General features: G+C 73.9%; 21 protein-coding genes. 4 read left to right on the top strand and 17 right to left on the bottom strand.

Annotated features, from left to right (window positions below; genetic code table 11):
• Window positions 1–251 precede the first annotated feature (251 nt).
• Window positions 252–2,123, bottom strand: coding sequence for a serine/threonine-protein kinase (locus ABT247_RS00840; RefSeq protein ID WP_350735790.1), 1,872 nt, complete (start codon window positions 2,121–2,123; stop codon window positions 252–254).
• Between the two features lie 254 nt (window positions 2,124–2,377).
• Here ABT247_RS00840 and ABT247_RS00835 point away from each other — a divergent pair, with 254 nt between their 5' ends.
• On the top strand, window positions 2,378–2,947 hold the full coding sequence (locus ABT247_RS00835) for a hypothetical protein (protein ID WP_350735787.1): 570 nt from the start codon (window positions 2,378–2,380) through the stop codon (window positions 2,945–2,947).
• Window positions 2,948–3,011: 64 nt separating this feature from the next.
• Here the strand turns inward: ABT247_RS00835 and ABT247_RS00830 are convergent, their stop codons facing one another.
• The 4 genes from ABT247_RS00830 to ABT247_RS00815 all read right to left on the bottom strand — a co-directional run bounded on the left by ABT247_RS00830 (window position 3,012) and on the right by ABT247_RS00815 (window position 7,838).
• Entirely contained in the window at window positions 3,012–4,139 is a 1,128-nt protein-coding gene (locus tag ABT247_RS00830) for a GuaB3 family IMP dehydrogenase-related protein (protein WP_350735784.1), read from the bottom strand.
• Window positions 4,140–4,322: 183 nt separating this feature from the next.
• Window positions 4,323–5,825 carry an IMP dehydrogenase gene (gene guaB, locus ABT247_RS00825; RefSeq protein WP_350735781.1) on the bottom strand — a complete coding sequence of 501 codons (1,503 nt, stop codon included), beginning with the start codon at window positions 5,823–5,825 and terminating at the stop codon, window positions 4,323–4,325.
• 351 nt (window positions 5,826–6,176) lie between these two features.
• Window positions 6,177–6,893, bottom strand: a complete 717-nt coding sequence (gene shbA, locus ABT247_RS00820; protein ID WP_350735779.1) for an RNA polymerase sigma factor ShbA — start codon at window positions 6,891–6,893, stop codon at window positions 6,177–6,179.
• A gap of 333 nt (window positions 6,894–7,226) precedes the next feature.
• Window positions 7,227–7,838 (bottom strand): response regulator transcription factor, encoded by a 612-nt coding sequence (locus ABT247_RS00815; RefSeq protein ID WP_014136228.1) that lies wholly within the window; start codon window positions 7,836–7,838, stop codon window positions 7,227–7,229.
• A 564-nt stretch (window positions 7,839–8,402) separates the two neighbouring features.
• Here ABT247_RS00815 and ABT247_RS00810 point away from each other — a divergent pair.
• Window positions 8,403–8,729: a WhiB family transcriptional regulator gene (locus ABT247_RS00810; RefSeq protein ID WP_350735776.1), complete on the top strand. Its 327-nt coding sequence runs from the start codon at window positions 8,403–8,405 to the stop codon at window positions 8,727–8,729.
• Window positions 8,730–8,826: 97 nt separating this feature from the next.
• Here the strand turns inward: ABT247_RS00810 and ABT247_RS00805 are convergent, their stop codons facing one another.
• The 3 genes from ABT247_RS00805 to groES form a co-directional block, all read right to left on the bottom strand.
• Window positions 8,827–9,831, bottom strand: coding sequence for a LysR family transcriptional regulator (locus tag ABT247_RS00805; RefSeq protein ID WP_350735773.1), 1,005 nt, complete (start codon window positions 9,829–9,831; stop codon window positions 8,827–8,829).
• A gap of 471 nt (window positions 9,832–10,302) precedes the next feature.
• Window positions 10,303–11,934 (bottom strand): chaperonin GroEL, encoded by a 1,632-nt coding sequence (groL, locus tag ABT247_RS00800; protein WP_350735770.1) that lies wholly within the window; start codon window positions 11,932–11,934, stop codon window positions 10,303–10,305.
• Window positions 11,935–12,051: 117 nt separating this feature from the next.
• Window positions 12,052–12,357: a co-chaperone GroES gene (groES, locus tag ABT247_RS00795; RefSeq protein ID WP_014136232.1), complete on the bottom strand. Its 306-nt coding sequence runs from the start codon at window positions 12,355–12,357 to the stop codon at window positions 12,052–12,054.
• A gap of 334 nt (window positions 12,358–12,691) precedes the next feature.
• Between groES and ABT247_RS00790 the strand changes: the two genes are divergently transcribed.
• On the top strand, window positions 12,692–13,876 hold the full coding sequence (locus tag ABT247_RS00790) for a THUMP-like domain-containing protein (RefSeq protein WP_350735767.1): 1,185 nt from the start codon (window positions 12,692–12,694) through the stop codon (window positions 13,874–13,876).
• Here ABT247_RS00790 and ABT247_RS00785 read toward each other — a convergent pair.
• The 5 genes from ABT247_RS00785 to tsaB all read right to left on the bottom strand — a co-directional run bounded on the left by ABT247_RS00785 (window position 13,873) and on the right by tsaB (window position 17,597).
• A complete protein-coding gene (locus ABT247_RS00785; RefSeq protein ID WP_350735764.1) occupies window positions 13,873–14,784 on the bottom strand; it encodes a polysaccharide deacetylase family protein in 912 nt (303 codons plus the stop codon). The genes ABT247_RS00790 and ABT247_RS00785 overlap by 4 nt on opposite strands.
• Window positions 14,785–14,949: 165 nt before the next feature.
• Window positions 14,950–15,255, bottom strand: coding sequence for a hypothetical protein (locus tag ABT247_RS00780; RefSeq protein WP_350735761.1), 306 nt, complete (start codon window positions 15,253–15,255; stop codon window positions 14,950–14,952).
• Window positions 15,252–16,358 carry a tRNA (adenosine(37)-N6)-threonylcarbamoyltransferase complex transferase subunit TsaD gene (tsaD, locus tag ABT247_RS00775; protein WP_350735758.1) on the bottom strand — a complete coding sequence of 369 codons (1,107 nt, stop codon included), beginning with the start codon at window positions 16,356–16,358 and terminating at the stop codon, window positions 15,252–15,254. Before tsaD ends, ABT247_RS00780 begins: the two co-directional genes overlap by 4 nt.
• A complete protein-coding gene (gene rimI / locus ABT247_RS00770; protein WP_350736005.1) occupies window positions 16,351–16,899 on the bottom strand; it encodes a ribosomal protein S18-alanine N-acetyltransferase in 549 nt (182 codons plus the stop codon). Before rimI ends, tsaD begins: the two co-directional genes overlap by 8 nt.
• 23 nt (window positions 16,900–16,922) lie before the next feature.
• Window positions 16,923–17,597, bottom strand: coding sequence for a tRNA (adenosine(37)-N6)-threonylcarbamoyltransferase complex dimerization subunit type 1 TsaB (gene tsaB, locus ABT247_RS00765; RefSeq protein ID WP_350735755.1), 675 nt, complete (start codon window positions 17,595–17,597; stop codon window positions 16,923–16,925).
• Window positions 17,598–17,754: 157 nt separating this feature from the next.
• Between tsaB and ABT247_RS00760 the strand changes: the two genes are divergently transcribed.
• Entirely contained in the window at window positions 17,755–18,321 is a 567-nt protein-coding gene (locus ABT247_RS00760; RefSeq protein ID WP_350736002.1) for a hypothetical protein, read from the top strand.
• A gap of 11 nt (window positions 18,322–18,332) precedes the next feature.
• On the opposite strand, the gene ABT247_RS00755 is transcribed toward ABT247_RS00760, so the two are convergent.
• The 4 genes from ABT247_RS00755 to alr all read right to left on the bottom strand — a co-directional run bounded on the left by ABT247_RS00755 (window position 18,333) and on the right by alr (window position 21,715).
• On the bottom strand, window positions 18,333–18,530 hold the full coding sequence (locus ABT247_RS00755; RefSeq protein ID WP_350735752.1) for a hypothetical protein: 198 nt from the start codon (window positions 18,528–18,530) through the stop codon (window positions 18,333–18,335).
• A gap of 109 nt (window positions 18,531–18,639) precedes the next feature.
• Window positions 18,640–19,134, bottom strand: a complete 495-nt coding sequence (gene tsaE / locus ABT247_RS00750; protein WP_350735749.1) for a tRNA (adenosine(37)-N6)-threonylcarbamoyltransferase complex ATPase subunit type 1 TsaE — start codon at window positions 19,132–19,134, stop codon at window positions 18,640–18,642.
• A 98-nt stretch (window positions 19,135–19,232) separates the two neighbouring features.
• Window positions 19,233–20,519 carry an alpha/beta fold hydrolase gene (locus ABT247_RS00745; RefSeq protein WP_350735746.1) on the bottom strand — a complete coding sequence of 429 codons (1,287 nt, stop codon included), beginning with the start codon at window positions 20,517–20,519 and terminating at the stop codon, window positions 19,233–19,235.
• Window positions 20,516–21,715 carry an alanine racemase gene (alr, locus tag ABT247_RS00740; RefSeq protein WP_350735743.1) on the bottom strand — a complete coding sequence of 400 codons (1,200 nt, stop codon included), beginning with the start codon at window positions 21,713–21,715 and terminating at the stop codon, window positions 20,516–20,518. The genes ABT247_RS00745 and alr overlap by 4 nt, the downstream gene beginning before the upstream one ends.
• Between the last annotated feature and the right edge of the window lie 10 nt (window positions 21,716–21,725).

The raw sequence follows: 21,725 nt of genomic DNA, 5'->3' as shown, positions 1-21,725 counted from the left end.
GGGGCCACGGCCAAGCCAACCAGGCGCGGGTCGTCCGCACGCGCGGAGCCACGGTCATCGACGGCGAGAAGCCCGCCGCCTCGGCCGGCCGGCCCACCCGGACCGCCTCGGATGGGCGTGCCGGCGCGGGCCGCTCGTCGGATGCTCCCTGGGAAAGACGGCGAACCCGCCCGTTCCGGTTCCGTCGACGGGCGTCACCGACGCCGCCGGCGCCACCGCGGCCCGCGCCGAGGAGGAGTCCGGCGGGCGGGCTACGGCGCCGGCTGGAAGCTGTTGAACACCACGTCGCGGACCGGCGCCTGGGCGGCCCACTGGGCGTCCGGGACGATCCAGTAGATCGAGTAGCCGTACTTGGCCGGGGTGCCCGTCACGAAGCCGCGGTTGAGCGAGTGCGTCCGGGGCGTGCCGCTGGTCCACTCCCAGTCCGCCGCGTTGGTCCACTGCCGGTAGGTGATCGCCGACAGGTTCAGCCGCTGGTAATTCGTCACCTGGGCGCGCAGGTCGGGCTCGGAGTCCTGCCAGTCCGCGACGGCGCTCGCGTGCGGGGTGGTACTCCACTCGATCCGCAGCTGGCTGCCGTCGGCCGCGTTCTTGAAGATCCGCCGGTTGGCGTCCGACCCGGCGGGCTGCAGCCAGTCCGGCAGGACGACCGAGAAGCCGCTCGGGTCCTTGTACTCGTGGTACCCGGCCGGCACGGCCTGGGTCGGGGCGGGCGCGGCCGTCGGAGTACCGGCGGCCGACGGCGGTGCGGTCGGGGCCGGCGCGGCCGACGGCGGCGCCGCGGCCGCCGTGGTCTCCGGCGCGGCGGCCGTACCGGCGGGCTCGGGTTCGGTGGACGGCGCCGCCGGAGCGTGGCTCGGCACGGCCTCGGTGGTCGCCGCCACCGGCGCGGTGGCGCCCGCGCTGTGGGTGCCCCCGCCGTTCGAACCGCCGTCCTCGCCGCCCACGGCCTTGACCACCGCGACCACTCCGGCGATCAGCAGCAGGACGACCACCACCGTGGCGATCGCCAGCCGGCGCCGGCCGGTGCGCGGGTCGGCCCCGGCCGCCTGGGTCGCCCCCCTGGTCCACTCGCTGGTCACCGGCCGGATCGGCTCGCCCGCCGGAGCGGGCTCCGGCTCGGCGGCGGGCTTCGCGACGGGCTCCGCCGCCTCCTCGTCCCGGGCCCGGCTGCCCACCCGGACCGTTCCCAGCAGCCCGCCCACGGTCCGCTTCGGCGCCTCCGGCTCGGCGGTGGCCACCACCTGCTCGACCGGCATCGCGTGCTCGGTGGTCGACTCCGCCTTCACGGTCGCCTCGGCGACCACCCGCTTGAGCATCGACCGGGTCTGCGAGGCGTCCAGGCGCTTCGCCGGGTCCTTCTCCAGCAGCCCCTTGATGACCGGCAGCAGCGGCCCGGCGTTCGCCGGCGGGGCGAGCTCCTCGGTCATCACCGCGGTCAGCGTCGCCAGCGCCGAGCCCCGGTCGTACGGCGGCCGCCCCTCGACCATCGCGTACAGCGTGCCGCCCAGCGACCACAGGTCCGCCGGCGGCCCGGGCTTCTGCCCGCGCGCCCGCTCCGGGGATATGTACGAGGGCGCGCCGACCAGCATGCCGGTGGAGGTGACCGAGGCGTCGCCCTCCACGCTGGCGATCCCGAAGTCGGTCAGCACCACCCGGCCGTCCTCGCCGATCAGCACGTTGGACGGCTTGACGTCCCGGTGCAGGATGCCCAGCGCGTGGGCCGCACTCAGCACGCCCAGCACGTCCAGCGCGATCTCCGCCGCCCGGCCGGGGGCCAGCGGGCCGTCCTCCCGGACCACGTCGGCCAGCGAGCGGGACTCCACCAGCTCCATGACGATCCACGGCCGGTCGTCCTCGTCGACCACGTCGAAGACGGTCACCGCCGAGTTGTGCCGGATCCGCGCGGTCGCCTTCGCCTCGCGCAGCGTCCGGACGATCAGCCGGTGCTTCTCCTCCTCGTCGACGCTGGCGTTCATCCGCAGTTCCTTGACCGCGACGGTCCGGCCCAGCATCTCGTCCTCGGCGCGCCAGACGGTGCCCATGCCGCCACGCCCGAGCACGCCGTTCAGCCGGTAGCGGCCGGCCAGGAGGCGGCCGGTGGAACCCTGCGCCTGGGTCATTCGGAACGTTCCCCCATGTGCTGCTGGCGGTCGTGGTGACGGCGCGTCGGCCCGGCCCGGGCCCGAACGCCCAAGCCTCCATCATCTCCTGTCCCGAGGGGCCCCGACCACCCGACCCCCGTCCCAAGCCGGGACGAACCGGAACGGGTGCGGCGCTCCGTGCTCGATCTGTGATCGAAAACTCGCCAAGATCTGTTCGAAGCGCTGCTAACGTTCGGCAGCTGATCGTCTTTTTCCGGGGGAACTCGACGCCCATGTCCGCACCAGCACCCGGCGCTGACGGCCCATCGCCCCGGCCGCGCACCGCCGAGCACTACTCGGTCGCACCGGCCCTCGAGACCCCGGACGGGTACGTCGCCCCCGGCATGCCCGGCGTCCCGGTCCCCGGCTACGACCCCACCACCCGGGCGGACCGCCGCCGGGCCGCCCCCCGCCGCCGCACCGCCCTGGCGGTCACCCTCGCCCTGCTCGCCGCCCTGCTCGGCGGCCTCGCCTACGGCTGCGCCCCGCTGCGCGCCGCCGACAGCCTCGGCTGGCTCACCATCGCCCAGGCCGGCCTGGTCGCCCTCCCCCTCGGCCTCCTCGGCGGCCGGAACCGCCTGCTCCCACCCCTCGGCGCCCTCCTCGCCGCCACCGCCCTCCTCCTCGGCCAGCTCGTCCAGCACCTCCGCCTGACCCACGCCGCCGGCCCCGCCCCCGACGGCCTCCTCCCGGCCGCCCTCTCCTCCTGGCGCGCCGACCTCCGCCCCCTCGACGCCACCTTCTACGCCATCGCCCTCATCGGCGGCTTCCTCCTCACCCGCCGCACCGCCACCCGCACCTGAGCCGGCCCCGGGAACGCCGAAGGCCCCCGCCCGGCGATCCGGACAGGGGCCCCCGCACGTCGACTCAGCGGTGGTCCAGCGCCGGGTTCACCGTGACCTCCACCCGCTGGAACTCCTTCAGCTCGGTGTACCCGGTCGTCGCCATCGCCCGCCGCAGCGCACCGAACAGGTTCATGGTCCCGTCCGGGGTGTGCGACGGCCCTGTGAGGATCTCCTCGGTGGTGCCGACCGTGCCGAGGTCCATCCGCTTGCCGCGCGGCAGCTCCTCGTGGACGGCCTCCATCCCCCAGTGGAAGCCCTTGCCCGGCGCGTCGGTGGCCCGGGCCAGCGCGGCACCGATCATCACCGCGTCGGCGCCGCAGGCAACGGCCTTGGGGATGTCGCCGCTGTAGCCGACGCCGCCGTCCGCGATCACGTGCACGTAGCGGCCGCCGGACTCGTCCATGTAGTCGCGGCGGGCGGCCGCCACGTCGGCCACGGCGGTGGCCATCGGCACCTGGATGCCGAGCACGTTGCGGGTGGTGTGGGCGGCGCCGCCGCCGAAGCCGACCAGCACGCCGGCCGCGCCGGTCCGCATCAGGTGGAGCGCCGCGGTGTAGGTGGCGCAGCCGCCGACGATCACCGGCACGTCCAGCTCGTAGATGAACTGCTTGAGGTTGAGCGGCTCGGCGGCACCGGAGACGTGCTCGGCCGAGACGGTGGTGCCGCGGATGACGAAGACGTCCACGCCGGCGTCCACCACGGCCTTGGAGAACTCGGCGGTGCGCTGCGGCGAGAGCGCGGCGGCGGTGACCACGCCGGAGTCGCGGACCTCCTGGATCCGCTGCTTGATCAGCTCCGCGCGGATCGGGGCGGAGTAGATCTCCTGGAGGCGGCGGGTCGCCGTCGACGCGTCGGTGATCGAGGCGATCTCGTCCAGCAGCGGCTGCGGGTCCTCGTAGCGGGTCCAGAGGCCTTCCAGGTTCAGCACGCCCAGACCGCCCAGGCGGCCGATCTTGATGGCCTGCTCGGGCGAGACGACGCTGTCCATCGGGGCGGCCAGGAACGGCAGCTCGAAGCGGTAGGCGTCGATCTGCCAGGCGATCGAGACCTCCTTCGGGTCACGCGTACGGCGGCTGGGGACGACGGCGATGTCGTCGAAGGCGTACGCCCGGCGGCCGCGCTTGCCTCGCCCGATCTCGATCTCAGTCACTTCGAGCCCTTCTGGTTTGTTGCTCATGCCCGCCGGGTCACCCCGGCCGCCCCCAGTATCCCGTACCCGCGCCGGCGGCGCCCCGACGGCCCACACCCCGAACAGGCCGAGGGCCCGCCGTCGCGGTGCGACAGCGGGCCCTCGGACCTCGGCCGTTCGAGCCGTCCGGACCGGCCGGGCCGGTCAGCGCGAGGAGTAGTTCGGCGCCTCGACGGTCATCTGGATGTCGTGCGGGTGGCTCTCCTTGAGGCCCGCCGAGGTGATCCGGACGAAGCGGCCCTTGCTCTCCATCTCGGCGATGGTGGCGGCGCCGACGTAGCCCATGGTCTGGCGCAGACCGCCGACCAGCTGGTGCAGCACGGCCGACAGCGGGCCGCGGTAGGGCACCTGGCCCTCGATGCCCTCGGGGACGAGCTTGTCGTCCGAGGCCACCTCGGCCTGGAAGTAGCGGTCCTTGGAGTACGAGCGGCCCTGGCCGCGGGACTGCATGGCGCCCAGCGAGCCCATGCCGCGGTAGGACTTGAACTGCTTGCCGTTGATGAACATCAGCTCACCCGGGGACTCCTCGCAGCCCGCCAGCAGCGAGCCGAGCATCACCGTGTCGGCACCGGCGGCGAGCGCCTTGCCGATGTCGCCCGAGTACTGCAGGCCGCCGTCGCCGATGACCGGCACGCCGGCCGCCTGGCAGGCCTGGGCGGCCTCGTAGATGGCGGTGATCTGCGGGACGCCGATGCCGGCGACGACGCGGGTGGTGCAGATGGAGCCGGGGCCGACGCCGACCTTGACCCCGTCCACGCCGGCGTCGATCAGCGCCTGGGCGCCGTCGCGGGTGGCGACGTTGCCGCCGACCACGTCGATCCGGACGGCCGACTTGATCTTCTCGATCCAGGCCAGCGCGTTGTGGCTGTGGCCGTGCGAGGTGTCGACGACCAGGAAGTCCGCGCCCGCCTCGACCAGGGCCTGGGCCCGGTCGAAGGCCTCCGCGCTGGCGCCGACCGCGGCACCGACCAGCAGACGGCCCTCGGCGTCCTTGGCGGCGTTCGGGTACTGCTCGGCCTTGACGAAGTCCTTGACGGTGATCAGGCCCTTGATCCGGCCCTCGTCGTCGACCAGCGGCAGCTTCTCGATCTTGTGGCGGCGCAGCAGCGCCATCGCGTCCACGCCGGAGATGCCGACCTTGCCGGTGATCAGCGGCATCGGGGTCATGATCTCGCGGACCTGGCGGCTGCGGTCCGACTCGAAGGCCATGTCCCGGTTGGTGACGATGCCGAGCAGCTTGCCGCTCTCGTCGGCGATCGGGACGCCGGAGATGCGGAACTTGGCGCAGAGCGCGTCGGCCTCGGCCAGGGTGGTGTCGGGGCCGACGGTGATCGGGTCGCTGACCATGCCGGACTCGGAGCGCTTCACCAGGTCGACCTGGTTGGCCTGGTCCTCGACCGACAGGTTGCGGTGGAGCACGCCGACGCCGCCCTGGCGGGCCATCGCGATGGCCATCCGCGCCTCGGTCACCTTGTCCATCGCCGCGGACAGCAGCGGGATGTTGACGCGGACGTTCCGGGAGACCCGCGAGGAGGTGTCGACCTGGTTCGGCAGCACCTCGGAGGCCCCGGGCAGCAGCAGGACGTCATCGAACGTGAGCCCGAGCATGGCGAACTTCTCGGGTACGCCTGCGGCGTTGTAAGACATGGTGGGGGGTACCTTCCGTGGCCGGCCTTATCCGCTCACGCCCTGAGGGAGGGGGCGCGTTCATCGCTCACTCGCGCAGACCGCCGAAAGCCGGGTGGGATTGGAGGAACCTCCAAGGGAACCCCGCGCACACCCGCGAAACTTTGGCAACCTGCCCAGGCGCCGATACCCCATGGTACTGGCACCTCGAATGTGCCCTCGTGTGCCCTTGACAACAACCCCCCGCCGGAGCTCATTCCGGACGGCGAAGCCCCGGCGCCGATCGCCCGGCCCGACGCGGAGCCGCACCGGGACCCGCAACGGAACCCCGCACCGGGAGCCCGACCGGAACCCCGTTCGGAGGCTCACGCCTCAGGAGGACTCCTCGGCGAGCGCCCGAAGTCTGCTGAGCGCCCGGTGCTGGGCCACCCGGACGGCCCCCGGCGACATCCCGAGCACCTCGCCGGTCTCCTCCGCGGACAGCCCCGCGGCCACCCGCAGCAGCACCAGCTCGCGCTGACGGGCCGGCAGGTTGGAGAGCAGTTCCTTGGCCCAGGCCGCGTCACTGCTGAGCAGCGCCTGCTCCTCCGGGCCGAGCGCCTCGTCCGGCACCTCCGGCAGGTCGTCCTGCGGCACGACCGTCGACCCGGGCCCGCGCATCGCGGCCCGCTGCAGATCGGCGATCTTGTGCGCGGCGATCCCGTAGACGAAGGCCTCGAACGGCCGCCCCTGGTCCTTGTACCGGGGCAGCGCGCACAGCACCGCGACGCAGACCTCCTGGGCCACGTCGTCCACGTGGTGCCGGGCCCCGCCGGGCAGCCGGACCAGCTTGGCGCGGCAGTAGCGCAGGGCCAGCGGGTGGACGTAGGCGAGCAGGGCGTCGATGGCCGGGCCCTCGCCGCGGACGGCGGCCGCGACCAGCTCGCCCACCAACGGCGAACCGCCCGTGCCGAGCACCGGGGGGCGCCCCGGTCCGGCCCCCGCGCCGGGGCCGCCGGATCCGGCGTACGACGGATCGTGACCCGGGCCGGAGGGCTCGGCCTCACCCGGGTCCGCCTGGCCGGCCGCACCGGCGACGTCGTCGCGCATCGGTCCATGGTGCCTGGTCGACCGGGAAAACGCGGCACCGCGTCCGGAGTTGTGCACCGGAACGTTATGCGCTGCGGCACTGCGCGGCGTTCCGCGCCTCACCGGCCCCTCCTGCACCGTGCCGCCTCCCGCACCGCCGCCGTGGGTGGTCCCGTCCGTCGCGCCGTCCGCCGAGTGTCCTGCGGCTGCGTGGTTCGCCGCAGTGCCTGTCCGCTGGTCCCCGAGGTGCTCCACTCCTCCATGGTGCAACCTCGGGACCGGAACGTCACACGCCCGTGCGGCTCCCGCTCCGGGGATCGACGGCGGCGCGCCGCTTCCCCGGCGCCGCCGCGGTCAGCGGACCAGGCCCCAGCGGAAGCCCAGCGCCACCGCGTGCGCGCGGTCGGAGGCCCCGAGCTTCTTGAACAGCCGTCGGGCGTGGGTCTTGACGGTGTCCTCGGAGAGGAACAGCTCGCGGCCGATCTCGGCGTTGCTGCGGCCGTGGCTCATGCCCTCCAGCACCTGGATCTCACGCGCCGTCAGGGTCGGTGCGGCGCCCATGTCGGGGCTGCGCAGCCGGCGCGGGGCGAGCCGCCAGGTCGGGTCGGCGAGGGCCTGGGTGACGGTGGCCCGCAGTTCGGCGCGCGAGGCGTCCTTGTGCAGGTACCCGCGGGCACCCGCGGCCACCGCGAGCGCGACACCGTCGAGGTCCTCGGCGACGGTGAGCATGATGATCCGGGCGCCCGGGTCGGCCGACAGCAGCCGCCGGACCGTCTCGACCCCGCCGAGGCCGGGCATCCGGACGTCCATCAGGACGAGATCGGAGCGGTCGGCCACCCAGCGGCGGAGGACCTCCTCCCCGTTCGTCGCGGTGGTGACCCGGTCCACGCCGGGTACGGTCGCGACGGCGCGGCGAAGCGCCTCGCGGGCGAGCGGGGAATCGTCGCAAACGAGAACGGAAGTCATGACCGTCGTCCTCCGCAGCTGATCCGCGTCACGTTGAGCCTCCTGGCTGGTACGAACCTCTCCGACACGGCCGATCGGCGACGGACCCCGGCCTGATCGCCCCGACTTGCCCGCGATCGTTCCCGACGTCCGGCGCCCGCTAACCGCCTCCGCACTTCCAACGACCGTCACTCGAATGAGTTACGGCCTTCAGGCCATCTCCACCACTGTACGTGGCCGACCCGTTACGGATCAGCCGCATCGCGGTGCACACGCCGCACTTTTGCGCAGCTCGCGCGCGGTCGGCGCACGACCCGCACACCGGTGCGGGTCGCCTGCGCGCCCGTCGGCCACCCGATTGCCGCACCCTCGTCCGCCGAAACCCCTTGCCCACTTTGCCCGTTTTTATAGCTTTCGCATGGTCATTGACTGTTGTGCCCGTGTGTGGGTGACTTGTCCATGGAGTTGCCTTAAGTCATATTTCCAGGTGTCCACACCAGCGCGGGACGCCCCGCCGGGCACCGCTCGGCAGCAGCCCGCCGACACGCCCGGCTGAAGGCCGACCGCATCCGAAGGGAATGAGCCATGGCAGATTTCTCCCGCCTCCCCGGTCCCAACGCGGACCTCTGGGACTGGCAGCTCTCGGCAGCCTGCCGCGGCGTGGACAGCTCGCTCTTCTTCCACCCGGAGGGCGAGCGCGGGGCGGCCCGCAGTTCGCGCGAGGCGAGCGCCAAGGAGGTCTGCATGCGGTGCCCGGTGATCGCCGAGTGCGCCGCGCACGCCCTGGCGGTCCGCGAGCCGTACGGCGTCTGGGGAGGAATGACGGAGGACGAGCGCGAGGAGATGCTGGGCCGCTCGCGGCACCGCCTGGTGGAGGTCCCGCTGACCCCGCCGGCCGTCGCGCGGCGTTAGACCCGCCTCCGCGGTGCGCCGTGAAGAAACGTTTCTTCGCTGCGCCTCAGGCCGCGCACAGTCGGTGCGCGCCCCGAGAGAAGGGCATCGCCGGACGTCAGTGGTCGGCGGCCGCGCCCGCCAGCCGCTCCAGCATCAGCGCGACGGCCGGCACCTCGGCCAGGTCCGGCAGGGTCAGCGCCACCACCTGGCGCAGCGCGGGAGCCCCGGAGGCCGTCCGCACCGGCACCGTCGACACGCCGTCAGGGCGCACCGACCGCAGGGCCAGCCGGGGCAGCACCGCGACCCCGAGCCCGGCCGCCACCAGGCCGACCACCGCCGGGTAGTCGTCGGTCGCGAAGTCGATCCGGGGCTCGAAGCCCGCTCCGGCGCACAGCTCCACCAGGTGCCCCCGGCACTGCGGACAGCCGGCGATCCACTGCTCCCCCGCCAGCTCCGCCAGGCCGACCGGCCCGCCCCGCCCGGCCAGCGGATGGGCGGCGGGCAGCAGGCCCACGAGCGGATCGTCCAGCAGCGGGGTGACCACCAGATCGGACCAGTCCGACCCGGCGGACAGCTGCTGCGCCTCCAGGTTCGCCTCCGCCCGCGCCTCGCGCGGCGTCCCGTGCACGGGGGCGGGGGCGGGCAGCGCCACGGCGCCGTCCGACTGCGGGTAGCGGAAGGCCAGCGCGATCTCGCACTCGCCGCCGCGCAGCATCGCCAGCGACTCCGGCGGTTCCGCCTCGACCAGCGACACGCGCACCCCCGGATGGCCGTCCCGCAGCCGGGCTACCGCGGGCGGCACCAGGGTGGAGCTCGCGGTCGGGAACGAGACCAGCCGGACCCGGCCGGCCCGCAGTCCGGCGATCGCGGCGACCTCCTCCTCGGCGGCGGAGAGCCCGGCCAGGATTCCGGTGGCATGCTTGAGCAGCACCCGCCCGGCCTCGCTGAGCTGCATCCCGCGGCCCGAGCGGACCACCAGGGGGGTGTCGACCGACTTCTCCAGCGCCTTCATCTGCTGGCTGATGGCGGGTTGGGTGCACCCCAGCTCGCGGGCGGCGGCGGAGAAGGAGCCGGTGCGGGCGACGGCACGCAGGACGCGCAGGTGGCGGGCCTCGATCATGCCTCAGTTATAAGGCAATCTTTGCATTCTGCAAAATTCTACTGATAGTTGAAGCCTCAAAGGTCCGGCGATCGGGCGAGCACCCGCCCCGAGCCGAAGGGACGCGCCGGTGCCGAAAGGGAGAAGCGAGGAGGCCCGAGGAACGAGGGCCTTGGAGCGCCGACCGTCGGCACCGGGTCGGAGCGCCCCGCAGGCGAGCGGGCGAGCAACAGCCCCGAGCCACCCGAACCGGCGAGCGGGCGAGCCCGCCCCGAGCCGAAGGGGCGCGCCGGTGCCGAAAGGGAGAAGCGAGGAGGCCCCGAGGGACGAGGGGCCTTGGAGCGCCGACCGTCGGCACCGGGTCGGAGCGCCCCGCAGGCGAGCGGGCGAACAACAGCGCGCCCCGGAGGCGAGCGGGCGAGTTACAGCCGGAGGCCCGGCCCGCCACCCCTTGCGGGGTGCGGACCGGGCCTCCGGTCAGGCGTCGGAGCCTCAGTGCGAGTGGCCGTGGCCGTGCGAGTGGCCGTGACCGTTCTCGGCCTCCTCCTCCTTCTTCTCCACCACGAGGGTCTCGGTGGTGAGCAGGAGGGAGGCGATCGAGGCGGCGTTCTCCAGGGCGGAGCGGGTGACCTTGACCGGGTCGATGACGCCGGCCTTCACCAGGTCGCCGTACTCGCCGGTGGCGGCGTTGTAGCCCTGGCCGAGCTCCAGCTCGGAGACCTTGGAGGTGATGACGTAGCCCTCGAGGCCGGCGTTCTGGGCGATCCAGCGCAGCGGCTCGTGCAGCGCCTTGCGGACCACGGCGACACCGGTGGCCTCGTCGCCCGACAGGCCCAGGCCGTCGTTCAGCACCTTGGCGGCGTGGACCAGGGAGGCGCCACCACCGGCGACGATGCCCTCCTCGACCGCGGCGCGGGTCGCCGAGATGGCGTCCTCCAGGCGGTGCTTGCGCTCCTTCAGCTCCACCTCGGTGGCGGCGCCGACCTTGATGACGCAGACGCCGCCGGCCAGCTTGGCCAGGCGCTCCTGCAGCTTCTCGCGGTCCCAGTCGGAGTCGGTCGCGGCGATCTCGCCCTTGATCTGGGCGACGCGGCCGGCCACGGCCTCGGCGTCACCGGCACCGTCGACGACCGTGGTGGCGTCCTTGGTGATGGTCACGCGGCGGGCGGTGCCCAGCACGTCCAGGCCGACCTGGTCGAGCTTGAGGCCGACCTCCTCGGAGATGACCTGGCCGCCGGTCAGGACGGCGAGGTCGCCGAGGATCGCCTTGCGGCGGTCGCCGAAGCCCGGCGCCTTGACGGCGACGGCGTTGAAGGTGCCGCGGATCTTGTTGACGACCAGGGTCGACAGCGCCTCGCCGTCGACGTCCTCGGCGATGATCAGCAGCGGCTTGGAGGAACCGCCCTGCAGGATCTTCTCCAGCAGCGGCAGCAGCTCCTGGATGGAGGAGATCTTGCCCTGGTTGATCAGGATGTACGGGTCCTCGAGGACCGCCTCCTGCCGCTCCGCGTCGGTGACGAAGTACGGCGACAGGTAGCCCTTGTCGAACTGCATGCCCTCGGTGAAGTCCAGCTCCACGCCGAAGGTGTTCGACTCCTCGACGGTGATGACACCGTCCTTGCCGACCTTGTCGATCGCCTCGGCGATCAGCTCGCCGACCTGGGGGTCCTGGGCGGAGAGGGACGCGACGGCGGCGACGTCGTCCTTGCCCTCGATCTCGCGGGCCACGGACAGCAGGTGCTCGGAGACGGCGGCGACGGCCTTGTCGATGCCCTTCTTCAGGGCGGCCGGGCCGGCACCGGCGGCGACGTTGCGCAGACCCTCGTTGACCAGGGCCTGGGCCAGCACGGTGGCGGTGGTGGTGCCGTCACCCGCGACGTCGTTGGTCTTGGTGGCGACCTCCTTGACGAGCTGCGCGCCAAGGTTCTCGTACGGGTCGTCCAGCTCGACCTCACGGGCGATGGTGACACCGTCGTTGGTGATGGTCGGGGCGCCGAACTTCTTGTCGATGACGACGTTGCGGCCCTTGGGGCCGATGGTCACCTTGACGGTGTCGGCCAGCTTGTTGACACCGCGCTCCAGCGAGCGGCGGGCGTCCTCGTCGAACTGCAGGATCTTCGCCATGTTCCCTATTCCCTCGGGGCTGCGGCCGACCGACCGGCCGCCGACAAACGTGAACCAACAACCACGCCCCGGGCCGCTGTCATGGAGGACACGGTTCCGGGGCGGGTCGGGGACGTCTTACTTCTCGATGATCGCGAGGACGTCGCGAGCGGAGAGCACCAGGTACTCCTCGCCCTGGTACTTCACCTCGGTGCCGCCGTACTTCGAGTACAGGACGATGTCACCGACGGCGACGTCGAGCGGCAGACGCTGGCCGTCCTCGAAGCGGCCCGGGCCGACGGCCAGGACGACGCCCTCCTGGGGCTTCTCCTTGGCGGTGTCCGGGATAACCAGGCCGGAGGCCGTGGTGGTCTCGGCGTCGAGCGGCTGGACCACGATGCGGTCCTCGAGCGGCTTGATGGCAACCTTGCTGCTGGTGGTCACGTCCGAGCTCCCCTTCGGAGATTACGGGGCTTTCTTACGGGTATGGGGCGAACCTGCGAGCCTGCCGTCGCGGGGGTCAGACACGCGTCTTCGCGTTAGCACTCCCCCACTGGGGAGTGCCAAGGACGACCATAGGCCTGTGTTAGCACTCAGTCAACCAGAGTGCCAACGGCGCGCCCGGAGGGCCCGTGTCGCGGGCGACCGGCCGTACGTGTGTGCGGCCCGGGGCCTGCGGCGGGCGGTCCGTTCGGACCGGCGCACCGCGCCCGGGCGCCCGGCGCACCGGCCGGGACGCCGTCGTGAGCCCGGCCCGGGCACCGGCGAGAATGGCCCCGTGGACACCGAGAACCTCCAGCCCCTGCTGACCCCCGAAGGTCAGGCCCTGCTCGCCGAGTTGCGCGAGTTCGCCCCCGAGGAGGAGCTGGCCCTGGCCACCCGGCTGCGGCGGGAGCACCCGGCGGAGCTGGTGTCCGCGGCGTTCGGCCAGGCCCGGCTGCGGCAGCGGGCGCGGGCGAAGTTCGGTGCGGACGCCGACCGGATGTACTTCACGCCCAACGGCGTCGAGCAGTCCACCCGACGCAGCGTGGCCGAGTGGCGGGCCCGCCGGTTCGCCGGACTGGGGGTGCGGCGGCTCGCCGACCTGTGCTGCGGCATCGGCGGGGACGTGCTGGCGCTGGCCCGGGCCGGCATCGAGGTGCTGGCCGTCGACAGGGACCCGGCGGCCTGCGCCGCGACGGCGGCCAACGCCGCCGCGCTCGGCCTCTCCGAGCTGGTCGAGGTGCGCTGCGCGGACGTCACCGAGGTGGACGTCACCGGCTACGACGCGGTGTTCACGGACCCGGCCCGCCGCACCTCGCGCGGCCGGGTGTTCGACCCCGAGGCCTACACCCCGCCGCTGTCCTGGGCGGTCGAGGCCGGGCGGCGGACCCCGATCGGCGCGCTGAAGGTCGCCCCCGGCATTCCGCACGAGGCCGTCCCGGCGGACGCCGAGGCGGAGTGGGTGTCCGACCACGGGGACGTCAAGGAGGCGGTGCTCTGGTTCGGCACCCGGGCGGACCGCCCGCACCGCGCCACCCTGCTGCCGCAGGGCGCCAGCCTGGCCGGAGGGGACCTGCCCGACCCGGCGCCCGGCCCGGTCGGGCGGTACCTGTACGAGCCGGACGGCGCGGTGATCCGGGCGCACCTGGTGGCCGAGGTCGCCGAGCAGGTCGACGGCCGGCTGATCGACCCGAAGATCGCCTACCTGACCTCGGACCGGCTGGTCGCCACCCCGTACGCGCACGCCTTCGAGCTCACCGACGTGCTGCCCTTCCACATCAAGAAGCTGAAGGCCCTGCTGCGCGAGCGCGGCGTCGGCACCGTGGTGATCAAGAAGCGCGGGATGGCGATCACCCCGGAGGAGCTGCGCCGCCAGCTCAAGCCCTCCGGGCCGAACACCGCCACGGTGATCCTCAGCCGCACCGACCGGGGGCCGCTGATGATGCTGGGGCAGCCCGTGACGGCCCCGTCGGGCCCTTAGGAGGCGGGCGGCTGGATGTAGTCGTCCAGCCGGGCCACCGAGAAGCCCTGCTCCTGGATCCGCGCCAGCAGGTCGCCGAACATCTGGGTCATCGTGGCGCCCTTGAGCTCCTTGGGGCCCCGGAAGTGCGCCAGGATGATGTCGCCGGGCTTCAGCTTCTTGTCGGCGGCCTGGTACTGCATGTCGTGGATCTGCATCGACTCGCGCCACAGCACGATCGCGCGCGGACCGCACTGCTGCACCGAGGAGTTGAGCGTCGGGGTGTTGGCGCCGTCGCCGAACGGCGGGCGGAACAGCAGCGGGGCGGTGCCGTACTGCTGGGTGAGGGCGGCCTGGTCGTCGCAGATCTCGGCCTTCTGCTTGTCCGGCGGGAGCTTGCTCATCACCGGGTGGGTGACGGTGTGGTTCTGGATGTGGTTGCCGAGCGCCTGGAGCGGCTTGAAGTAGCCGTAGTCGTTCTTGACGATGTCCTTGGTCAGGAACATCGTGATCGGCACCTTGAGGTCGGTCAGCATCTCGACGAACTTCGGGTCCTTCTCGGCGCCGTCGTCGATGGTGATGAAGACGACCTTGTCGTTCGTCTTCACGTCGCTGAACACCGGCACGGTGCCGCTGCGTTCGAGCTTGACCGGCTTGTCGGCCGGCGGCGCGGGGGCCGGGGCGAGCGGCTTGAGGTTCCACTTCGCCCAGGCCGCGGTGTCGCCCTGGACCGGGGCCGCGCCGGGCGTGGTGGCCGCGGCCGTCGGTGCGGCGCCACCGCCGGACGGCTGGGACGCCGCCGGAGCGGTCCTCGTCGCGGCCGCCGTACCTCCGCCGCCCCCGTTGTCGCCGCACGCGGTGGTGAAGGCCAGCAGGGCCAGCGCCCCCGCCGCGCACGTCCTGGTCCTGCTCCGCCCGTCCCTGTTCACCGCACCGCGCTCCCGGTTCCGTCCAGCTTCCTCTCAGCTATGCACGGTAGCGGCGGGGGCGGCGGTTCCCGACCACGTCCTTCCGGCGGCCCGGGCTTCCGGCTGACCGGCCGTTCGATTGTGCGACTGTTCAGCCGTGCGGCCCTTCGATCGTGCGGCTCCCGGCTATCCGGCTGCGCCGCCGTCCGGCCGTTCGACGTGCTCACTGGTGAAGGACCAGCGGTGCACCGGGCGGCCGATCAGCTCGGCCGGCGGGTCGGCGACGGGTACCGGCTCGCCGCTCCACCAGGTGATCAGCAGCACCCGCTCCCGGTCGTCGGCCGGCCGGGCGCCCGGTGCCGAGAGCAGCTCGAGGCGTTCCAGCCCGGCCGCTCCGCGCACCGCGGGCAGCGCCGACTCCCGCACCCAGGCGGCGAGTTCGGCGCCGCGGCCGTCCGCCGCCCGGGCCTCCCACATGACGGCGACGGTCACGCGGCGCCGCCTCCCAGCGCGTCGTAGGCCTGGCCGTGGAGGTCGCCGTGCCCGATGGCCGGGGCGGGCACGTGGACGTCGGTGACGGGCAGCGAGGAGTCCGCCGACAGGTCGAAGGCGGACGGCGTGCGGCCGCGCCACACCATCTCGGAGCCGAGCGCGGCGACCATCGCGCCGTTGTCGGTGCACAGGCCCGGCCGGGGCACCCGCAGCCGGATGCCGGCCCGGTCGCAGCGCTGCTGGGCCATCTCGCGCAGCCGGGAGTTGGCGGCGACGCCGCCGCCGATCATCAGGTGGTCGACGCCGTTGTCCTTGCACGCCTTGACGGCCTTGCGGGTGAGCACGTCGGTGACCGCCTCCTGGAAGGACGCCGCGACATCGGCGATCGGCACCTCCTCGCCGGCCCGGCGCTTGGCCTCCACCCAGCGGGCGACGGCGGTCTTCAGCCCGGAGAAGGAGAAGTCGTACTCCGGGTCGTTCTTCCCGGTCAGGCCGCGCGGGAAGGCGATCGCCCCCGGGTCGCCCTCGCGGGCCGTCCGGTCGACGACCGGGCCGCCGGGGAAGCCCAGGCCGAGCACCCGGGCGACCTTGTCGAAGGCCTCGCCGGCCGCGTCGTCGATGGTCGCGCCGAGCGGGCGGACGTCGGTGGTGATGTCCTCGCTGAGCAGCAGCGAGGAGTGCCCGCCGGAGACCAGCAGGGCCATCGTCGGCGAGGGCAGCCGGCCGTGCTCCAGCTGGTCGACGCAGATGTGCGAGGCGAGGTGGTTGACCCCGTACAGCGGCTTGTCCAGCGCCCAGGCGTACGCCTTGGCGGCGCTGACGCCGACCAGCAGCGCGCCGGCCAGCCCGGGGCCGGCGGTGACGGCGATGCCGTCCAGGTCGCTGGCCTTGACCCCGGCCGTGTCCAGGGCGCGCTGGATGGTCGGGACCATCGCCTCCAGGTGGGCGCGGCTGGCGATCTCCGGGACGACGCCGCCGAACCGGGCGTGGTCGTTCACGCTGGAGGCCACCGCGTCGGCCAGCAGGGTGGTGCCGCGCACGATGCCGACGCCGGTCTCGTCGCAGGAGGTCTCGATGCCGAGGACGAGCGGTTCGTCAGCCATGGGGGGTGTCCTCAATGTCCTTCGGGTCGGTGCTGTCGGTGCGGGGGTGGTCGGGGCCCGGACGGTCCGGGCTGGGGCGGTCGGGGCCCCGGTGGTCGGGGCTGGGGCGGTCGAGGCGCATCACCAGGGCGTCGACGTTGGCGGGCTGGTAGTAGCCCCGCCGGATGCCCACCGGTTCGAAGCCATGGCGCTCGTAGAGCCGTTGGGCGCGGGGGTTGTCCACCCGCACCTCCAGCAGCAGTTCGGCGCAGCCGCGCCGGCCCGCCTCGCGGATCAGGTCGGTGAGCAGCGCCGCGCCGAGGCCGGTGCCCTGGTGGCGCTCGTCGACGGCGATGGTCTGGACGTCGCCCTCGCCGGCGACCGCCATCAGCCCGGCGTAGCCGACGACCGCGCCGTCCCCGGTGGTGGCGACGGTGTAGTGGCGCGTCCCGCCGTGGTGGGCCTCGGCGAGTTCGGACCAGTACATCCCGGGGGACCAGGCGTCCTCGGGGAAGAGCTTGAGCTCCAGTTCCATCACCGGCTCGATGTCCCACCAGCGCATCGGGCGCAGGGTGGTGCCGTGGTTCACGCCGGGAGCACCGCCTTGCCCCCGAGAACGGTCTTGTACCCCGCCGGGACCTGGGCGTCCGGCCGGCGCAGGTACAGCGGGAGGTTCGGCAGCAGCTCGCGGCCGGCGGCCAGCTCGGCGGCGGCGAAGCCGGCCAGGGCGCCGGCCGAGACGTGCTCGGGCCCGTGGGCGCCGGGGAAGGCGTCGGGGTAGAGCAGCGCGCCGGCGCCGACCGAGCGGGCCTGCGGGGTCAGCTCGGCGGGGCGGTCCACGCCCGGGCCCTCGGTGCGGCGGCCCTCGGCGTCGTAGGAGGCCCAGTAGACCTCCTTGCGGCGCGCGTCGGTGGCCACCGTGAACGGTTCGCCGTCCAGGCCCTCGGCGCGGGCCTGGAAGGCGATCGCGTCCAGGGTGCAGACGCCGTGCACCGGCAGGCCGAGCGCGTGCCCGAGCGCGGCGGCGGTCACCAGGCCGACCCGCAGACCGGTGTACGGGCCCGGGCCGACGCCGACCGCGATGCCGGTGAGGCGGTGCTTGTCCACCCCGGCGGCGTTCAGGACCTCGTCGATCGCGGGCAGCAGCAGTTCGCCGTGGCGCCGGGCGTCGACCTGGTGGGTCTCGGCGAGGACGGCCGTGCCGTCGTGGACGGCGGCGGTGACGGCGGGGGTAGCGGTGTCGAACGCGAGCAGCAGCACGGGTCAAGGTTAGACCGACGTTGGGCCGACCGGCCGATCGAGCTGGTGTCCCCCTCGGGAACACACGTACTGGGCGCTGCGGACCGGCCGGGCGGACCTGGCACGATAAGGGGCGGTACGGACAGCGGACGACAGCGGGGAGCGGCACGTGGCGAAGATGGGTCCTGGAGTGGTGGTCACGGGGTTGACCCTGGGGGCCCTGGCAGTGGTGAGCCTGCTGGCCTTCCAGGCCAACGGCGCACAGGACCGCGCCGGCGGAGCCCGCCCCACCACCGCGGCGACGTCCACCGGGCCGGCCGCCTCCGCGACGCCGAGCGCCTCGGCGACCCCGACCGCGCCGGCGCTGCCGGTCAGCTCGGGCAGCGGCACCCGGGTGGTCTACTCGGTGAGCACCCACTACGTCTGGCTGGTCGACCCGAAGAAGAACCCGCAGGTCACGGCCGTTTTCCAGGTCGCCCCGGGCTCGGTCGAGCCGACCCCGGGCAGCTACTCGGTGTACAGCCGCACCCCGAGCGGCACCGGTACGGACGGCCGGCAGATCGAGCACGTGGTGCGGTTCGCCCAGCAGAACGGCGTGGTCTTCGGCTTCAGCTCGGCACTGGACGGCACGACGCCGACCCCCGACCCGAAGACCAGGACGGGCGGCATCCGCAGCGGCCGCGCCGACGGTCAGCTGCTGTGGGACTTCGCGCCCAACGGCACCAAGGTGGTCGTGATCCCCTGAGGCGGGCGCCGTCAGGCGGCGGCCCGGGGTGTTCCCGTCCCGGGCTCGTCGGCCTGCCGCGGCTCGGGTTCGGGCGGGGTGGAGACCGCTTCGGCGGCCGCGCAGGCGGCCAGCAGCGCCCGCATCGGCGCTCCCGCGGCACGGCGGGCGGACTCTCCGGCCCCGGTGTCGCGCGCGGAGCGCTCCGGGGCGGGGGTGGTGCTCGACATGGCGCCTCCCTAGTTAGGCAGACCTAACCGCAGCACCCATCCCACCACGCCCGGCACCCCGCCCGCAACACCATGCCGACACGCTGTCGGCAAAACGGGGGCGGTCCGGTCAGGCCAGTTCCTCCAGCCGCGCACCCGCCCAGCGGTCCCCGATGCCGGTCAGCACCACCCGGCGCGGGTCGTGGTCCTCCCCGGCGGTGTCACCGATCGCCCGCTCGATCCGCACCTCCAGCCGGTCGTCGGACAGCCGCTCGACCTTGCCCTCGCCCCACTCGACCACGACCACCGACTCCGGCAGCGAGACGTCCAGGTCGAGGTCCTCCATCTCGTCCAGGTCCCCGCCCAGCCGGTACGCGTCCACGTGCACCAGGGCCGGCCCGCCGACCAGCGAGGGGTGCACTCGGGCGATCACGAAGGTCGGCGAGGTCACCGCCCCGCGGACCTTCAGCCCCTCCCCCAGGCCGCGGGTCAGCGTGGTCTTCCCGGCCCCCAGCTCCCCGGAGAGCAGCACCAGGTCACCCGGCCGCAGCAGCGCGGCCAGCTCCCGGCCGAGCCGGCCCATCCGCTCCGGCGTGGGGACGGTGAGAGTGGCGTGCGAGCCCATGCGTGTGTCTTGCCCTTCGCTCCGTAGCGGCGCACCGACCACCGGCCGCCACCGCTACCGTGCCACATCGCCGGGCCCCGCCGTGGCGGGCGGGGGGGTCAGGCCGGGTCGACGGCCGGGTCCGGGCCCTGGTCGCCGGCCCGGTCCCGGTCCTCGCCCTGGTCCTGATCCTGGGGCTGTTCGCCGGCCAGCCGGAGGACACCGGCCGGCAGCGGCGCGGCGCCGGCGAAGGCCGCGGCCCGGCGCAGCAGCCGGGCCAGCTCGTGGTCGAGCAGCCCCGGGCACTCCAGCAGCACCAGGTGCCCGGCGCCCTCGACCAGGACCAGCTCGGCGCCGGGCAGCCGTTCGGCCATCGCCTCGCTGTGCGTGGCGGGCGTGAGCAGGTCCTTCGTCCCGGCCAGCACCAGCGCCGGCAGGCCGCGCAGGGCGGCCAGCGCCTCGTACTTCTCGTGCGCGCCGAACACCGGGAAGAACTCGGCGACCACGTCGATCGGGGTGGCGTCCAGCAGCTGTTCGGCGAACCGCACCACCGAAGGGTCGACGTCCCGGCTCCCGAAGGAGAACCGCCGGTAGAGGACGGCGCTGAGGTCCGAGCCCGCCCGCCTGGTAGCCTCCACCAGCTCGACCTGACGGCCGAGCAGCTTCACCACGCCGGGCGCCACCCTCCGGAACAGCTTCGCCCCGGCCTTCGGGAGACCGAGGCTCACCTCGTTCCAGCCCCCCGCCAGGGTGCCGACCAGCGCGACCCCGGCGACCCGCTCCCGGAACAGCTCCGGGTGCTGGTCGGCCAGCGCCATCACCGTCATGCCGCCCATCGAGTGGCCGACCAGCACCAGCGGCCCGGTGGGCGCGACGGCGTCGATCACCGCCTTGAGGTCGCCGCCCAGGTGGTCGATGCTGGCCGACTCCCCCGCCAGGTAGGAGCGGGAGCGCTCGGAGCGGCCGTGGCTGCGCTGGTCCCAGAAGACCAGCCGCATGCCCTCGCGCAGCGCCGCCCGCTGGAAGTGCCAGCTGTCCTGGTTGAGGCAGTAGCCGTGGCTGAACACCACGGTCAGCGGCTCGGGGCGCTCGGGCCCCGCGCCGTCCGGCTCGTCCCAGCCGGTGCCGTCCAGCTCGACGTACAGATCCGTGCCGTCCGGCGCGGCCACCGTCGTCGGGCGCCCGCGCAGCGAGCCGTACGGGGCGGCCGCGTCCAGCTCGGCCCGGGCGCGGCGGCGCATCGCCCGGCCGACCGTCAGCCGCTCGAGCGCGACGCCCGCGGCCGCGCCGGCCGCGAGCACCCCGACGGAGATCCCGATCACACCGGCCCGGCTCACCCCCGTGGCCACACCGGCCGCCTTGGCCACCGCCGCGGCCGGATTGCCCTCGGCCGGTGCCCCGGTCATGCCGGCAGGCCCTCTCGGTGGCTGCCGCCGAGGTAGCGGCGGGGCACCCGGGCGCCGATCCGGGTGATGATCTCGTACGAGATGGTGCCGCTCGCGCGGGCCCAGTCCTCGGCGGTCGGTTCACCGCGCTCGCCGTTGCCGAACAGCAGCACCTCGTCGCCGGTCTCCGGGGTGTCACCGCCCAGGTCCACCACGAACTGGTCCATCGCCACCCGGCCGGCCACCGTGCGCCACTTGCCGCCGATCTGCACCGGGCCGGTGCCGCTGGCGTGGCGCGGGACGCCGTCGCCGTAGCCGACCGGGACGAGCCCGAGCGTGGTCGGGCCGGGCGTCACGTAGTGGTGGCCGTAGCTGACCCCGTGTCCGCCGGGCACGTGCTTGACCAGCGCCAGCCGGGCGGTCAGCGCCATCACCGGGCGCAGCCCGAAGTCGGCCGGCGAGCCCACCTCGGGCACCGGGGACAGCCCGTACGCGGCCAGGCCGGTGCGGACCAGGTCGAAGTGCGCCTCGGGCAGCAGCAGGGTGGCCGGCGAGTTCGCCAGGTGCCGGACCTGCGGGCGCAGCCCGGCGGCCTCGGCGTGCGCCAGCGCGGCGCGGTAGGAGTCCAGCTGGGCGCGGATGGACGGGTGGCCGGGCTCGTCCGCGGCGGCGAAGTGCGACCAGACGCCGACCACCTCGAGCAGGCCCTCGGCCTCGGCGCGCCGGGCGTTCGCCACCAGCTGCGGCCAGTCGTGCGGCTGGCAGCCGTTGCGGCCGAGGCCGGTGTCGGCCTTCAGGTGGACCCGCGCCCGGATGCCGGTCTCCCGGACGGCCGGCAGCAGTTCGTCCAGCGCCCACTGGCCGCTCACCGAGATGTCCAGGTCGGCGCGCAGCGCCTCGCGCCACGGCCCCCCCGGGGTCCACAGCCAGCACAGGATCCGGGCCTGCCCCGGGCGGATGCCCGCGGCCCGCAGCGCCAGCGCCTCCTCGGGCGTCGCGCAGCCGAGCCAGCCCACGCCGGCGGCGACCGCCTCCCGGGCGCACTCGACCGCGCCGTGGCCGTAGGCGTCGGCCTTGACCGCGAGCATCACGGCGGAGCCGCCGACGCGCTCGCGCAGCGCGGCGAGGTTGCCGCGCAGGGCGGCGAGATCGATGGTCGCCTCGGCCCGTACGCCGTCGGTGAGGGTGGCCGTGCCGGTCGTGTTCGCAGTTGTCATCAGGGTCAGT

The sequence above is a fragment of the Kitasatospora sp. NPDC001539 genome (assembly GCF_040298565.1).
In the GTDB taxonomy this organism is placed as follows: domain Bacteria; phylum Actinomycetota; class Actinomycetes; order Streptomycetales; family Streptomycetaceae; genus Kitasatospora.
This window is presented reverse-complemented; position numbering and strand designations above follow the sequence as displayed.

Excerpts from the sequence above, each read along its gene's own strand:
- ABT247_RS00840 (WP_350735790.1), bottom strand. The coding sequence starts at position 2,123 with ATGACCCAGGCGCAGGGTTCCACCGGCCGCCTCCTGGCCGGCCGCTAC.
- ABT247_RS00835 (WP_350735787.1), top strand. The coding sequence starts at position 2,378 with ATGTCCGCACCAGCACCCGGCGCTGACGGCCCATCGCCCCGGCCGCGC.
- guaB (WP_350735781.1), bottom strand. The coding sequence starts at position 5,825 with ATGTCTTACAACGCCGCAGGCGTACCCGAGAAGTTCGCCATGCTCGGG.
- shbA (WP_350735779.1), bottom strand. The coding sequence starts at position 6,893 with ATGCGCGACGACGTCGCCGGTGCGGCCGGCCAGGCGGACCCGGGTGAG.
- ABT247_RS00815 (WP_014136228.1), bottom strand. The coding sequence starts at position 7,838 with ATGACTTCCGTTCTCGTTTGCGACGATTCCCCGCTCGCCCGCGAGGCG.
- ABT247_RS00810 (WP_350735776.1), top strand. The coding sequence starts at position 8,403 with ATGGCAGATTTCTCCCGCCTCCCCGGTCCCAACGCGGACCTCTGGGAC.
- ABT247_RS00805 (WP_350735773.1), bottom strand. The coding sequence starts at position 9,831 with ATGATCGAGGCCCGCCACCTGCGCGTCCTGCGTGCCGTCGCCCGCACC.
- groL (WP_350735770.1), bottom strand. The coding sequence starts at position 11,934 with ATGGCGAAGATCCTGCAGTTCGACGAGGACGCCCGCCGCTCGCTGGAG.
- tsaD (WP_350735758.1), bottom strand. The coding sequence starts at position 16,358 with ATGGCTGACGAACCGCTCGTCCTCGGCATCGAGACCTCCTGCGACGAG.
- rimI (WP_350736005.1), bottom strand. The coding sequence starts at position 16,899 with ATGCGCTGGTGGGACATCGAGCCGGTGATGGAACTGGAGCTCAAGCTC.
- ABT247_RS00760 (WP_350736002.1), top strand. The coding sequence starts at position 17,755 with ATGGGTCCTGGAGTGGTGGTCACGGGGTTGACCCTGGGGGCCCTGGCA.
- ABT247_RS00755 (WP_350735752.1), bottom strand. The coding sequence starts at position 18,530 with ATGTCGAGCACCACCCCCGCCCCGGAGCGCTCCGCGCGCGACACCGGG.
- tsaE (WP_350735749.1), bottom strand. The coding sequence starts at position 19,134 with ATGGGCTCGCACGCCACTCTCACCGTCCCCACGCCGGAGCGGATGGGC.
- ABT247_RS00745 (WP_350735746.1), bottom strand. The coding sequence starts at position 20,519 with ATGACCGGGGCACCGGCCGAGGGCAATCCGGCCGCGGCGGTGGCCAAG.
- alr (WP_350735743.1), bottom strand. The coding sequence starts at position 21,715 with ATGACAACTGCGAACACGACCGGCACGGCCACCCTCACCGACGGCGTA.